This is a genomic window from Pseudomonas quebecensis (genome assembly GCF_026410085.1).
In the GTDB taxonomy this organism is placed as follows: Bacteria; Pseudomonadota; Gammaproteobacteria; order Pseudomonadales; family Pseudomonadaceae; genus Aquipseudomonas; species Aquipseudomonas quebecensis.
On the sequence record NZ_CP112866.1, the window covers coordinates 3466032 to 3479477 of the forward strand.

Annotated in this window: 18 protein-coding genes; 7 read left to right on the forward strand and 11 right to left on the reverse strand. The window is 59.8% G+C overall.

The annotated features are described in order from the left end of the window. Nucleotides 1-163: 163 nt before the first annotated feature. Both OSC50_RS16100 and OSC50_RS16105 read left to right on the forward strand, forming a co-directional pair. The gene (locus OSC50_RS16100) at nt 164-583 is read left to right on the forward strand and encodes an organic hydroperoxide resistance protein (protein ID WP_266248608.1); all 420 of its coding nucleotides are present in this window, start codon (nt 164-166) and stop codon (nt 581-583) included. 27 nt (nt 584-610) lie between these two features. After that, complete coding sequence (locus OSC50_RS16105) at nt 611-1627, forward strand: alpha/beta hydrolase (protein ID WP_266248607.1); 1017 nt, start codon at nt 611-613, stop codon at nt 1625-1627. 66 nt (nt 1628-1693) lie between these two features. On the opposite strand, the gene OSC50_RS16110 is transcribed toward OSC50_RS16105, so the two are convergent. Next, nucleotides 1694-2266: an elongation factor P gene (locus tag OSC50_RS16110; RefSeq protein ID WP_003172723.1), complete on the reverse strand. Its 573-nt coding sequence runs from the start codon at nt 2264-2266 to the stop codon at nt 1694-1696. A 49-nt stretch (nt 2267-2315) separates the two neighbouring features. Further along, nucleotides 2316-3449, reverse strand: a complete 1134-nt coding sequence (earP, locus tag OSC50_RS16115; RefSeq protein WP_266248606.1) for an elongation factor P maturation arginine rhamnosyltransferase EarP — start codon at nt 3447-3449, stop codon at nt 2316-2318. A 132-nt stretch (nt 3450-3581) separates the two neighbouring features. Here earP and OSC50_RS16120 point away from each other — a divergent pair, with 132 nt between their 5' ends. Then, nucleotides 3582-3950: a hypothetical protein gene (locus OSC50_RS16120; RefSeq protein WP_266248605.1), complete on the forward strand. Its 369-nt coding sequence runs from the start codon at nt 3582-3584 to the stop codon at nt 3948-3950. Nucleotides 3951-3955: 5 nt separating this feature from the next. After that, nucleotides 3956-4438 (forward strand): GreA/GreB family elongation factor, encoded by a 483-nt coding sequence (locus OSC50_RS16125; protein WP_181081860.1) that lies wholly within the window; start codon nt 3956-3958, stop codon nt 4436-4438. Nucleotides 4439-4524: 86 nt separating this feature from the next. On the opposite strand, the gene cysB is transcribed toward OSC50_RS16125, so the two are convergent. The 5 genes from cysB to OSC50_RS16150 form a co-directional block, all read right to left on the reverse strand. Next, on the reverse strand, nt 4525-5499 hold the full coding sequence (cysB, locus tag OSC50_RS16130; protein ID WP_017849520.1) for an HTH-type transcriptional regulator CysB: 975 nt from the start codon (nt 5497-5499) through the stop codon (nt 4525-4527). A gap of 103 nt (nt 5500-5602) precedes the next feature. After that, complete coding sequence (locus OSC50_RS16135) at nt 5603-6103, reverse strand: universal stress protein (RefSeq protein WP_181081859.1); 501 nt, start codon at nt 6101-6103, stop codon at nt 5603-5605. Nucleotides 6104-6174: 71 nt separating this feature from the next. Further along, the gene (locus tag OSC50_RS16140; RefSeq protein WP_181081858.1) at nt 6175-7086 is read right to left on the reverse strand and encodes a 5'-nucleotidase; all 912 of its coding nucleotides are present in this window, start codon (nt 7084-7086) and stop codon (nt 6175-6177) included. 15 nt (nt 7087-7101) lie between these two features. Beyond that, a complete protein-coding gene (locus OSC50_RS16145) occupies nt 7102-8064 on the reverse strand; it encodes a putative 2-dehydropantoate 2-reductase (protein WP_181081857.1) in 963 nt (320 codons plus the stop codon). After that, complete coding sequence (locus OSC50_RS16150; protein WP_181081856.1) at nt 8061-8447, reverse strand: YbbN family protein; 387 nt, start codon at nt 8445-8447, stop codon at nt 8061-8063. The genes OSC50_RS16145 and OSC50_RS16150 overlap by 4 nt, the downstream gene beginning before the upstream one ends. Between OSC50_RS16150 and OSC50_RS16155 the strand changes: the two genes are divergently transcribed. Beyond that, nucleotides 8446-8880, forward strand: a complete 435-nt coding sequence (locus tag OSC50_RS16155) for a PilZ domain-containing protein (RefSeq protein WP_181081855.1) — start codon at nt 8446-8448, stop codon at nt 8878-8880. The two genes, OSC50_RS16150 and OSC50_RS16155, sit on opposite strands and share 2 nt — an antisense overlap. 130 nt (nt 8881-9010) lie before the next feature. Further along, nucleotides 9011-10087, forward strand: a complete 1077-nt coding sequence (locus OSC50_RS16160) for a 3-deoxy-7-phosphoheptulonate synthase (RefSeq protein ID WP_181081854.1) — start codon at nt 9011-9013, stop codon at nt 10085-10087. Nucleotides 10088-10157: 70 nt separating this feature from the next. On the opposite strand, the gene OSC50_RS16165 is transcribed toward OSC50_RS16160, so the two are convergent. After that, nucleotides 10158-10439 carry a GNAT family N-acetyltransferase gene (locus OSC50_RS16165; RefSeq protein ID WP_253511481.1) on the reverse strand — a complete coding sequence of 94 codons (282 nt, stop codon included), beginning with the start codon at nt 10437-10439 and terminating at the stop codon, nt 10158-10160. 610 nt (nt 10440-11049) lie between these two features. Here OSC50_RS16165 and oprI point away from each other — a divergent pair. Then, nucleotides 11050-11301 carry an outer membrane lipoprotei OprI gene (gene oprI, locus OSC50_RS16170; protein WP_003172710.1) on the forward strand — a complete coding sequence of 84 codons (252 nt, stop codon included), beginning with the start codon at nt 11050-11052 and terminating at the stop codon, nt 11299-11301. Nucleotides 11302-11433: 132 nt separating this feature from the next. On the opposite strand, the gene OSC50_RS16175 is transcribed toward oprI, so the two are convergent. The 3 genes from OSC50_RS16175 to OSC50_RS16185 form a co-directional block, all read right to left on the reverse strand. Further along, the gene (locus tag OSC50_RS16175; protein ID WP_181081852.1) at nt 11434-12402 is read right to left on the reverse strand and encodes a L,D-transpeptidase family protein; all 969 of its coding nucleotides are present in this window, start codon (nt 12400-12402) and stop codon (nt 11434-11436) included. 83 nt (nt 12403-12485) lie between these two features. Beyond that, complete coding sequence (locus OSC50_RS16180; protein WP_003172705.1) at nt 12486-12779, reverse strand: hypothetical protein; 294 nt, start codon at nt 12777-12779, stop codon at nt 12486-12488. Nucleotides 12780-12837: 58 nt separating this feature from the next. Then, complete coding sequence (locus OSC50_RS16185) at nt 12838-13443, reverse strand: arylesterase (RefSeq protein ID WP_181081851.1); 606 nt, start codon at nt 13441-13443, stop codon at nt 12838-12840. Between the last annotated feature and the right edge of the window lie 3 nt (nt 13444-13446).

Genomic DNA, 13446 nt, shown 5'->3' on the forward strand with positions numbered 1-13446 from the left:
ACACACCGTCATCGGGCATAAGCCCTCTCCTACCCCCGGTTTGCAGTGCCTCAAAAAATAGTTGTGAATTTATCTTGCGCACTAAACATTAGCGCTATACATTTGCTTTCACCAACTACTTAGCGCACAAACTTTTAGCGCTAAACAAATCGAGGGCTTTACTATGCAAACACTCTATACCGCATTAGCCACCGCCACCGGCGGCCGTGATGGTCGTGCTGTTTCCAGCGACAACATTCTCGATGTCAAACTTTCTACCCCCAAAGAATTGGGCGGTGCCGGTGGCCAGGCCACTAACCCTGAACAATTGTTTGCCGCCGGTTATTCGGCTTGCTTCATCGGCGCGTTGAAGTTCGTCGCCGGCCAGACCAAGCGCAAGGTCCCGGACAACGCGGCAATCACTGCCCACGTGGGCATCGGCCAGATCCCCGGCGGTTTCGGCCTGGACATCGATCTGCATATCAGCCTGCCCGGCCTGGCCCAGGATGACGCGCAAAGCCTGGTCGACGCGGCTCACCAGGTCTGCCCGTACTCCAACGCCACCCGTGGCAACGTTGATGTACGTCTGCACGTAACCGTCTGATCACCTCTGCCGCCCAAGGAGAAGCACATGAACACCATTGGTAAAGCGCTCACCGGCACCCTGCTCGCCCTGTCCATCGGCAACGCATTTGCCGCAACCGGCGATGTGGAACACAGCACCCAGGCCTTTCTGGATGCGTTGAACAGCGGCACCGGCAAGCCGATCGAACAACTGACGCCCAAGGAAGCCCGCGCGGTGCTGACCGGAGCTCAGGCCGGGGTTAAGCTGACGCTGCCCGAGGCGGACGTGAGCCACAAAACCATCCAGGTCGACGGCCAGCCGCTGGACCTGACCATCGTGCGTCCGGCCGGGGTCAAGGGCACATTGCCGGTGTTTATGTTCTTCCACGGTGGCGGCTGGGTGCTGGGGGATTATCCGACCCATGAACGCCTGGTACGCGACCTGGTGGCAGGTTCGGGAGCCGCGGCGGTGTTCGTCAACTACACACCGTCACCCGAAGCGCATTACCCGGTGGCGATCAACCAGGCCTACGGGGCCACGAAGTGGGTGGCCGAGCACGGCAAGGAAATTAATGTCGACGGCAAGCGCCTGGCAGTGGCGGGCAACAGTGTCGGCGGCAACATGGCTGCAGTGGTCAGCCTGATGGCCAAAGACAAGGGCACGCCGGCGATCAAGTTCCAACTGCTGTTGTGGCCGGTGACGGATGCCAACTTCGAGACGGCTTCGTACAACCAATACGCCGAAGGGTACTTTCTCACCAGGAACATGATGAAGTGGTTCTGGGACAACTACACCACCGACCCTAAACAGCGCGCCGAGATCTACGCCTCACCGCTGCGCGCCACCACCGCACAACTTAAAGGCCTGCCGCCGGCCATGGTGCAGACCGCCAGCGCCGACGTGCTGCGCGACGAGGGCGAGGCCTATGCCCGTAAGTTGGATGAAGCCGGGGTACCGGTGACGGCTGTGCGCTACAACGGCATGATCCACGATTACGGGTTGCTCAACGTAGTCAGCCAGGTGCCGGCGGTGCGTTCGGCACTGCTGCAGGCGTCGGATGAGCTTAAGCAACACCTGAAGTAATCAAGCAGCGCCCACGAAAAAGCCCGACGCTAGGTCGGGCTTTTTTTCGTATCGGCACAGCCAGAATTACTTCTTGGCGCGACCTTTGTACGAACCACCTTCGCGGGTGTCGATTTCGATCAGGTCGTCGATTTCGATGAAATCGGCCACTTGCAGTTCGGTGCCGTTGCTCAGTTTGGCAGGCTTCATCACCTTGCCGGAAGTGTCGCCACGGGCGGAACCTTCGGTGTAGGCAACCTTACGCACGATAGTGGTCGGCAGCTCTACGGAAACCAGGCGCTCTTCGAAGAAAATCGCTTCGCAGACGTCTTCCATGCCTTCTTCGATGAACGGCAGAACGGCTTCGATATCTTCAGCGTTCAGCTCGTACATGGTGTAGTCGGTGGTGTCCATGAACGTGTAGGTGTCGCCGCTGATGAAGGACAGGGTCGCTTCTTTGCGGTCGAGGATCACGTCGTCCAGTTTGTCGTCGGCGCTGTAGACGATCTCGGTCTTGTAACCGGTCAGCAGGTTCTTCAGCTTGGTCTTCATGATTGCGCTGTTACGACCAGACTTGGTGAACTCAGCTTTCTGAACCAGCCAAGGGTCGTTTTCGAGACGGATCACTGTACCGGGTTTCAGTTCTTTACCAGTTTTCATTACGTATATCCGAAATTTGGATGGGATTTACAAAAATCAAGGTCGCGTATCATATCCAACTTTCATAAAACTGTACCAGCGCCGTCGCAAGATCGGTCTGCAACCCCTGTTCCAGACACCATGTTTGGGCGTGTTGGCTCACCTCCGGCCAATGTTCCAGCAGCATTTTCCACGCTTGAGCCATATCGGCCTCCGTGTTCCAGGCTTGCCAAAGCCCGATCAACGCCGCCCTTGCCGCCGCCGATAAGGCGGCGGTGTACAGCTCAAGGAAGGCATCGAGCTTATCGAGGTGAATGTCTTCGTCCTGACGGTAGATGTGCCACAGCAGCGGGCGCCCGGCCCATTGGGCGCGCACGAACGAGTCTTCGCCGCGTACGGCGTTGAAGTCGCAGCACCACAACAGGCGGTCATATTGCTCCTGGCGCACGAACGCAATGACCTGCACGGTCAGTGATCCGCGCTGCTGGATGTCGCCCGCTGTCAGACGGTCCAGGCCCAGCCAGCGCTGCACATCGCCAAGAATGCGCCCCTCGGGAACCAACAGATGAGTAGCACGCCCGTCCGTCGATAACACTTCCAGCCAACTGGCCAGTCCGGCGTTTTCGTAGGCAAACAGAGAGATCAGCCGCGCACCGACTGCGGGATACACGCCGAGGGACTGTAGGAAATATTGCTGCGCACTGACATCCTGCTGAAACTCCCTACGTCGCTCCAGCAATCCCGCCTCACGCAACAGACCGCCCGTGCCGGGCCGGAACCCGGGAAAGAAGAAGTACTTCTGCACGCCCTTGAACTTCACCGACGGCAGCTTGTGACACCCTACCACCCACTCTTCGGCACTGAGGTAATCCAGGTTCATCCACAATGGCGTGCGTTCACGTGCGGCCATACCTTCCATGTAGTCAGGCGGCAACTGGCACGCGAACGCGGCGATCACCACATCCGCCGCAGGCGCGTCCACCCACTCGGCCGGCCAATGACGCACTTCGACGCCTTCCTGCCATTGCATGCCTTGCCGCACATCAATGTCCGGGCACATGCGCTCGAAGGCGCGCAGGTCATCGACCCACAAGCGCACGTCACAACGGTGCTCAACCACCAATTGGCGGGCCAGGCGCCAGGTCACGCCGATGTCGCCGTAGTTATCGACAACGCTGCAAAAAATATCCCAGCGGGCTTTCATTCCGGGCTCCATCGATCAAAGGCTCGATTGTCCGCATAAATGCGCGGATGCAGAAGGCTTGATCGCGATTATTCTGCACAGTGGCTGTGCGACAATCGCCGTCACGCCGTCAATGCCTGCCAGGAGGCCGCCATGTCTGACCGTCCGTTATCGCCGTTCAAGCTGATACTCGCCATTGCCCTCGGCCTTTGGCTGGGGTTCGTCGCCATTGCGCTGACCACCTGGCTGGCTTCACGCTACCTGTTCCCTCAAGCGTTGGCGCCCATCGCCCAGGCGGTGCAAGAGGTGGGCAAGCCCGCCGCCGCCGCGCCGCAGCCGCCCAACCCAATGTTCGAGCAGTATCAGCAGAACCTGCAGAAACAGGAACAACAGCAGGCGCTCTATCAGGCGCGTAATAACGCGCGCAATCTGTCCAACCCCAAATGCCAGTTCTGGCTGCAACAGGACCAGAACGCACCGAACGAGAAGTCCCGGGCCAATGTCCTGCAATTCTGCGATTGATGACTATGAATAAACACGCTGTCCACACACTCATTCTGGAAAAGCTCGGCGATGATCTCGACATCGCCCAACGGGCCGCGCAGACCGCGTACGAAACCGCGACCCACGAAGAAAACATCGCCGAGAACAAATACGACACGCTGGGGCTGGAGGCCTCTTACCTGGCAGCCGGGCAGGCTAAACGGGTTGAGGAAATCAAACAGGCGCTGACGCTGTGCCAGAACCTGCAACTGCGGGCATACGATGACCAGCGCGGCATAGAAGTCGGCGCGCTATTGGGCCTGGAAGATGACAACGGGCGCCAGCAGTGGCTGTTCCTGGCGCCCGATGGGGCGGGGTTGAAAGTGGACGTGGTGGGCCAGCCGGTCACCGTCATTACCCCGCGCTCGCCTCTGGGCAAAAACCTGCTGGGCAAATTCGAAGGGGATGACGTGGAGATTCTGGTGGCAGGCGCTCGGCAACACTTCACGGTTACCGAGGCCAAATAACTTGAGCGCGCGCTCGAATCACCTAAGGACGCAAAGGTGATTCGAACGGCGCGCTATCGCAAAACGGCCGCCACGGGCCGGGCCAATCAGTGAACCGGCAGCTCCACACCGTCGAACAGCTCCTCCAGTTCCTGCTTGTTGTGGCACTGGATAGCCTTGGCCATGACTTCACGGGTGAGGTGCGGGGCGAATTTTTCGATGAAATCGCACATGAACCCGCGCAGGAAGGTTCCGCGACGGAAGCCGATCTTGGTCACGCTGGACTCGAACAACTCACTGGCATCCAGCACCACCAGGTCTTTATCGAGCTGGGTGTCCACCGCCATCTTGGCGACGATGCCCACGCCCAGGCCCAGGCGCACGTAAGTCTTGATCACGTCGGCATCGGCGGCGGTAAACACCACTTTGGGCGTGAGGCCGCGATGGCTGAAGGCCTCATCGAGCTTGGAACGCCCCGTGAACCCGAACACATAGGTCACGATCGGGTATTCCGCGAGGGCTTCGAGGGTCAGCTTCGGCAGCTTGGCCAACGGGTGGCCCTGAGGCACCACCACGCAACGGTTCCAGCGGTAGCAGGGCATCATGACCAGATCGCCGAACAGCTCCAGCGCCTCGGTGGCGATGGCGAAATCGACGGTGCCGTCGGCGGCCATCTCGGCGATCTGCATCGGCGAGCCTTGATGCATGTGCAGCGCCACGTCCGGGTACTGTTTGATGAAATCGCGGATCACCGGAGGCAGCGCATAGCGCGCCTGGGTGTGGGTGGTGGCGATCGACAGGGTGCCCTTTTTCTCGTTGGAAAATTCCTGGGCGATCTGCTTGATGCTTTCGACTTTTCGCAGGATTTCGCCGGCGGTGGTGATAATGCGCTCACCGGCCGGCGTGACGCGGGTGAGATGCTTGCCGCTGCGCGCGAACACTTCGACGCCCAACTCGTCTTCGAGCAGGCGGATCTGCTTGCTGATACCGGGTTGCGAGGTGTAAAGGCTTTGAGCAGTAGCGGAAACGTTGAGGTCGTGGTGCGCCACTTCCCAGATGTAGCGCAGTTGTTGAAGCTTCATATCAATCCCTCAAAGCAGATAGACGCCACGGGTATCAGCGACGGTATATAACTATATTAAAGGTTTGGAGGATAAATCTAGAACTTTTTATCCTTTACTCAACTCACACGTCATCACTTCGTCGACGTTGCAGCGACGGCACCAGATAAACCGGTACCGTGGACAGCTGCACCACCCGCGAAGCCGTGCGCCCCAGTGGCGTGGCCGCCGCGCTGGCGCAGCTGTGACTTCCTACGATCAACAGGTCCACGGAAAGTTTACGCAGTTGGTCGAGTATCACCTCGCAAGGATCGCCCTGGATCACGCGCACCGAGCGGATCAATTGCAAATCCTGCCCCCCCTCCCCCAACTCCTCACGAAAACTGTCCAGTACCCGCTGTTCGATGGTGGCAATCATTGTGCGCAGGCCCTCACTGCGCCACTCATTCAGGCTCTGTTCATCGAGATAACTGTGCAGCACCGATTCGGCAAACAGCCCGATCGGCTCCACCACGTGAATCACATACAGATCCGCCTTGAACGTTCGCGCAAGCGCCAATGCATGTTGCATCACGTACGGCGCGTACAGACCAAGGTCCGTGGCGTACAGCATCGAACCAATCATAAAAACCTCCTGGACGGCCAGGATGGCGCAGATCAAATCAGCTTAGCAGCGCCGCATTGATTTCGACTGCTTCAGACCTGGGTTCCGACTTCGTTGCTGATGCCATGGGGCACATGCCCGGTGGCTACCACCTCCCTGGCTTTCTCACAATGACCGGCCTGGTCATCGAAAAACACATCGGCGGCAAACGCCTCAAGGAACGCGGCCTTCTCCAGGCCACCGAGAAACAGCGATTCGTCCAGCCGGATGTCCCATTCCCGCAAGGTGCGAATCACCCGCTCATGGGAAGGCGCCGAACGCGCGGTAACCAGGGCCGTACGGATCGGGCACGCCTCATCGGGAAACTCACGCTGCAGCAAATTCAACGCCGCGAGGAATCCCTTGAACGGCCCGCCGTGCAACGGCTGGCGCGCCGACTCGCGCTCGCTGGCCTGGAACGCCGCCAGCCCACCGGCCTGGTACACGCGCTCGGACTCATCGGAGAACAGCACCGCGTCACCGTCAAAGGCGATCCGCAGCTCCTCGCTGCACGCCCGCCGTGGGCCGCCCGACAAAATCGTCGCCGCCGCGAAGCCGGCATCCAGGGCACTGCGCACATCTTCAGCATGGGTGGAAAGAAACAGATGACAACCGAACGCTGCCAAATAAGGATATGGACTACGCCCTCCGGCGAAAGCGGCGCGGGAAATATCCAGGCCGTAATGCTGGATCGAGTTGAACACCCGCAGTCCGGTGTCGGCACTGTTGCGCGACACCAGCACCACCTCGACCCGGGCGCGGCCCAGGCTGGCGTTGAGGTTCAGCAGTTTCCTGACCAGCGGGAAGGCATCGCCGGGCTCGAGAATCTCTTCTTCGTGGTCGATCTGATATTTACGGTAGGTCTCCACACCTTCGGCCAGGTAAATCCTGTGGCTTTCGCCGAGGTCGAACAGCGCCCGCGATGAAATCGCCAGCACCAGCTTGTCGCCCAATCCCTTTGCCATGTGCGTCCCCCCGAATCAGCGGTTGTGCCGATCAATAAAGCTCAAGGCCTGATAGAGCGCCCGCATGCGCGGCAACTCGCACCCGGCGGCCCTGGCGGCCGATAGCGGGCGCGCATAGATCGCCGCCAGTTCCAACGGGCGTTTGTGCATATAGTCGTGATACATGCTGGGCAGGTAATCGTCCATGGTTTCGGTCATGGCGAACATCTGCCCCGCGTAGCTTGCCGGGATGTCATGGCCGCAGGCGTGGGCAGCCTGCACCACTTCGGCCATCAGCGCCTGGATCAGCTCGCGGCTCGATTCGTCGGCCATCATGGCGGTGGTGCCGGTTTTCAAGAGCACAGAGAGCCCGTTGAACGGCACGTTCCACACTAACTTATGCCAGCGCGCCTGATGCACATTGGCCATGGCCTGGGATTCGATCCCGGCCTGGTGAAACAACGCGGCACCGGCTTCGACTATTGCTGTCCGACGCCCCTCATCATTGGCTGCCGCGCCGCTGTGGTAGCCCAGATTAACCCGCCCCAACGCCTCATGCTCGACAACGCCGGGGCCGGAGCGGTGTACGCCGATGTAGCACAAGCCACCCAGCAAGTGCAGCGACGGGGGCAGGTGTTCGCGCAGGCTGTCTTCGACGTCGAGGCCGTTTTGCAGCAACACCACCTTGGCGTCCGGGGCCGCCACCTGGGCCAGGGTCGGAGCCAGCTCCAGATTCCCGGTCGACTTGGTGCCCACCAGCAACCAATCGCAGGGTGGCATATCGGCCGCACGGGCATAGGCCTGCACCGGCTGCAGGTGCAAAGTGCCATGCACCTTACTGTTCACCCGCAGGCCATGGGCGCTCACTGCGGCATATTCACTGCGCAGCAGGAAGTGCACATCGAACCCGGCGCGCGCCAGCATCAAGCCGTAGAAGCCACCGATGGCGCCGGTGCCGATGATGCCGATACGCGGCGAGTGGGGTGCAACTGCTGTCATGGCAATTCCTCAGGTAGACGGGTTAGCGCTTCATTTACGGCCTCGGTAATGGCCGCGGGTGTAAGACGTGTCTGTAATTGCCCAAGGAATCGACCCTCGCACACCACAAACAGCGCCGGCAAATGAAAGATCTGGTATCGCTCCACCGCGCCGCCATTATTCCCCGCATCCACCCAGCACACACGGTCCACCGCCAAGCGCCAGCCCGGCAATTGCTGGCGTGCCCAGCGGCAACTGGCACAACCGGCGCTGACGAATACCAGCAGCGAAACCCCTGGCAATACCAGCAATTGCTGGTCAATATCCAGGTCGGTCAATTCCAGTTCCTTCACTATACTGCTGCCACCGCCGTCAACGGGACGGTGCTCGGAGTCCGTGTACATGGGTCGTTTTTTACCTCACCCTGATGATGTCGCTGTCGAGTTAATCCAACGTCCCTCCCCTGCCATTCCCCGCCAACGCCTGCACGCCGTCGGCCTGGGCGGTGTCGCCTGCCAGTCGCCCCGCGCCTGGCGCCAGGGCAGCGCAGTTGACTTGCATATTCCCTCACTGGGCGCCAGTGCGCGCTATCCAGGGTACGTGGCCTGGTGCCGCAAGGTGGAAAGCGGCTATCGCGTGGGCATTTCGTTTACCGACGAACATGCCTTGTTCGGCGCGCGAATGGGGGAACAAGCATGCCGGATAGAACGCTACTGCCGCCAGCACGATGATGCACAGCCGACACCGCTGCAGTTCGAGGCCCTGGCCCGAGAGTGGGTGGCGCGTCATGCTCTGGAGTTCTCCCACGAAGCGTTTGTGCAGCCGGCGCGGGATTAAACCCGCCCAGCCCATTGTCGCGGGCCCGTATTACGCGCTAAGGTTCCTCCCCCCTGCATCCAAATCATGCTGTGCACCGCCGCACGGGAATGGCTGGCGGCCGGCACCCGTGACCCTGACGAGTAACACGATGGCTGATTTACCGATCAATGACCTAAACGTCGAATCCAACGAGACCCTGATCACCCCAGATCAGCTCAAGCGCGAAATCCCGTTGAGCGAGTCTGCCCTGCAGACCGTCACCAAGGGCCGCGAAGTCATTCGAAACATTCTTGACGGCACCGACCACCGCCTGTTTGTGGTAATCGGCCCTTGCTCGATCCACGACCTCAAGGCCGCCCACGAATACGCCGAACGTCTCAAAGTGCTGGCAGCGGAAGTGTCCGACACCTTGTACCTGGTCATGCGCGTCTACTTCGAGAAACCGCGCACCACCGTTGGCTGGAAGGGTTTGATCAACGACCCGTACCTGGACGACTCGTTCAAGATCCAGGACGGTCTGCACATCGGCCGTCAATTGCTGCTGGACCTGGCAGAAATGGGCCTGCCCACCGCCACCGAAGCGCTGGACCCGATTTCCCCGCAGTACCTGCAGGACCTGATCAGTTGGTCGGCCATCGGTGCGCGCACCACCGAATCCCAGACCCACCGCGAAATGGCGTCCGGCCTGTCATCGGCCGTGGGCTTCAAGAATGGCACCGACGGCGGCCTGACCGTGGCGATCAACGCGCTGCAGTCGGTGTCCAGCCCTCACCGTTTCCTGGGTATCAACCAGGAAGGCGGCGTCTCCATCGTCACCACCAAGGGCAATGCCTACGGTCATGTGGTTCTGCGGGGCGGCAACGGTAAGCCCAACTACGACTCGGTCAGTGTCGCGCTGTGCGAACAGGCGCTTAACAAAGCCAAGATCAAGCCGAACATCATGGTTGACTGCAGCCACGCCAACTCCAACAAGGACCCGGCCCTGCAGCCGCTGGTAATGGAAAACGTCGCCAATCAGATCCTGGAAGGTAACCAGTCGATCATCGGCCTGATGGTCGAGAGCCACTTGAACTGGGGCTGCCAGGCCATTCCCAAGGACTTGGCCGATTTGCAGTACGGTGTATCGATCACCGATGCCTGCATCGATTGGGCCGCCACCGAAAACACCTTGCGCAGCATGCACGCCAAGCTCAGGGACGTATTGCCCAAGCGCACACGCGGCTGAACCCGCCTCGTATCGCGCACACAAAAACGCCGGGCTGAACCCGGCGTTTTTGTGTGCAGTTGTCTAAAACTTACAGCTTTGCAGCATGGCGCTGATGGCGCTCCATGTAGCGCTCCACGTAGGAGCAGGACGGGATCACCGTATAGCCCGCCTTTTCTGCGAACTGCAACGCCTCCTCGGTCAACGCCGCCGCAATGCCACGGCCTCTTAGCGCGTTGGGCACGAAGGTGCGATAGATATCCAGGGTCTGCTTGCCGAGATCCATGTAGGTCAGGTAGGCACGATGACCGTCCACAGTGGTCTCGAACTGATGACCTGTCTGGTCATGGTGGATGGACAACGCCTCGCTCATCACTACTCCTCGCGGGTCTTGGTGTGTGACCCTTACCTTACCGATGTTTTTCCGGCGAAGGAACATCTACGCCAACCCGTGCCGGTTTCGACAACGAGAAACCTATAGCGCTCACAACCAGCCCGTAGGGAATAGTAGGCACCAATCCTGCAATTGCTCAAGGCGCATGCACCATCCCCCGCCGCTGGCGGATATAGAAAGGGCTTCGACCTCTGGAAGATCGAAAGCCTGAACATTGCCGGCAGTTGAACCTTGAGACGAACAGGCGCTCTTAAAGTCACCTCTACATGCTTAAAAAGATGGCTGTCCAGACGCCATCAGGCGCAACGAAAGTGCCTGGGTAGTTATATAATTTTTCATCTTTGTACAAGGCGCAACGCATGCCGGCCGGCCCTCTCAGCTGACCTTCAGCGGTGTGCACGGGCAAAAAATTGAACAGTTTTTATACAACCCTACGAAAGGTTAGCCAAAACAGATTCGCTGCGAGAATTTTTTTTGCTTCTTGCGCAACGTCAGTTTACTTACTACAAGTAATGGGTAGTATGTACGCCGGCTATAAGCTCAATCTGAGAAGTAGCCATTTAACAGAAAGTCCTTGAAGGGGAACACGATGAACAACGTTCTGAAATTCTCTGCTCTGGCTCTGGCCGCAGTTCTGGCTACCGGTTGCAGCAGCGTCTCCAAAGAAACCGAAGCTCGTCTGACTGCAACTGAAGACGCAGCAGCTCGCTCCCAGGCTCGTGCAGACGAAGCCTACCGTAAAGCTGATGAAGCTCTGGCTGCTGCTCAAAAAGCACAACAGACTGCTGACGAAGCTAACGAGCGCGCTCTGCGCATGCTTGAAAAAGCTAGCCGCAAGTAATAGTCCCTCGGGGTTGTTACCAAGCCGATCCATTTTTGGATCGGCTTTTTATTGCCTGGAGTTCCCCATGAACCCGGCCAATAAAAAACCCGCCGCGGCGCGAGGCCGTGGCGGGTTCAGAAGGACGCAGGCTTACTGCTGCAGATCGATCGGCGCACTGGAAACCATGGGCGCCGCGCCAGGCACGCCGATTTCGGTGGGCAAGCCGTCTTCCGCCGCCACTACATCACGCACCTGATCCCAGTTCACCCGCAGGTTATTGGCCAGGTCTTCACGCTTGAGCAGGGCGTTGATCACAGCGGTGTGCTTGTCGACCACCGACGGCGTACCGTCATCGTTCAAGGGCGTGTGCGCCTCCAGGTACACCTTGCCGCCACTGCTGCCGAACTTGTAGGCATCGTTGATGATGCGCACCGATGTGCCCACCGGCACCATGCCGGCCATCTCCAGCACGTTGTTGTTGAACATACGGAAGCAGCCATGGCTGGTACGCGTGCCGATACCGAACTTCATGTTGGAGCCGTGGATCAGGTAACCCGGCGTGCCCAGGGTGAATTTGAACGGGCCCAACGGGTTGTCCGGCCCGGCGGGCACCACGTTGGGCAGCGGGTCGCCATTGGCGGCATGCTCGGCCTTGATCGAGGCAGGCGGCGTCCAGGTCGGGTTCGGCGTCTTGGCGATGATACTGGTGTGGGCAATCGGCGAGCCCCATCCTTCACGACCGATCCCCAGCGGGAACGTGTACACCACGTCCTGCCCCTTGGGGTAGTAATAAAGCCGGTATTCCGCGAGGTTGATCACAATACCCTCGCGCGGCCCCGGCGGCAGGATGAAGCGCGTCGGCAGCACAATCTCCGTACCCGCGCCCGGCAACCAGGCATCCACGCCAGGGTTGGCGGCAACCATCTCCGAATAGCCCAGGTCATAGGTGGTGCCCAGGTCGGCAAAGGTGTCTTCGTACTTGGCCTTGATCACTTGGACCTGGCCGACGATGTCTTCGCCCGGAGGTGGCAAGGGCAACTGCAGGGCCGCCGCCGGGCCGGCCGCACACAGGGCAGCAAGAGACAGGCAGCAGGTAACGACGGAAAGGCGCGAGAACATCCGAAAAATCCTTCGCAGAACGACGGGTAGGTTAAAGGCGAATCGCTAGCTTACAACTTATAGCTCCACGCCTGCAGCTGCTTCTAAAGCTCAAACCGCAGTTCCGGCCAGATCGGCGGGGTGCCGCGCTTTTGGGATTCAAGGATAGCCCGGCACAGGGGGCACAGGCGCTGATCCTGGAAGATCGAACGATCCACCAGCGACCAGCGTGGCTGGGCCGGCAATAAAGTGCCGCACAGCGTACGGTCGATGGAGCCGCCCAGTTCCAATTGACGCGTCACCAGATGCACCCGCACTTCCTGGCAGGCGAACAGATCCAGCTGCTCGTCCGGCTCGATCAGTTGGTAATTAAACAGGGACCAGGCAGGACGCGACATCGAGGGCTCCAAATCAGGGGGGCGCCACCTTAGCCGAAAGCCTGCCGGTAGAAAAGCGTCATAACAGCGGTTTGAGCGATGGCCAGACATTTTCCAGCAACTTGTCCTGGGCACCCACCGCCGGGTGCAGGCCATCGGCCTGCATCAGCTCGGGATGACCGCCGACCCCCTCCAGGAAAAACGGCACCAGCGGCACCTTTTTTTGCTGCGCCACATCGCCGAAGACTTTGTTGAAAGCCTCGACGTAGCGCTTTCCATAATTGGGTGGAATCTGCATGCCCAGCAGGAGCACCTTCGCCCCGCTGTCCTGAGACTGCTGAATCATCGAAGCAAGATTTTGTTGCAATTGCGCAGGCGGCTGGCCGCGCAGGCCGTCATTGCCGCCCAACTCGATAACCACCACCTGCGGCTTATGCGCCGCAAGCGCCGCCGGCAGCCGCGCGAGGCCGCCGGCACTGGTGTCGCCGCTGATGGAAGCGTTGACGACTTTATCGTCGAAACCTTCCTTCTTGAGGCGTTGCTCCAGCAATGCCACCCACCCTTTGCGGGTATCCAGGCCGAAACCGGCACTGATACTATCGCCAACGATCAGGACTGTACCCGCCGCTGCGTTCTGCGCCATGCACATCAAGGCCAGGCCAGCACTCAAAAACCACATTCGCATCGG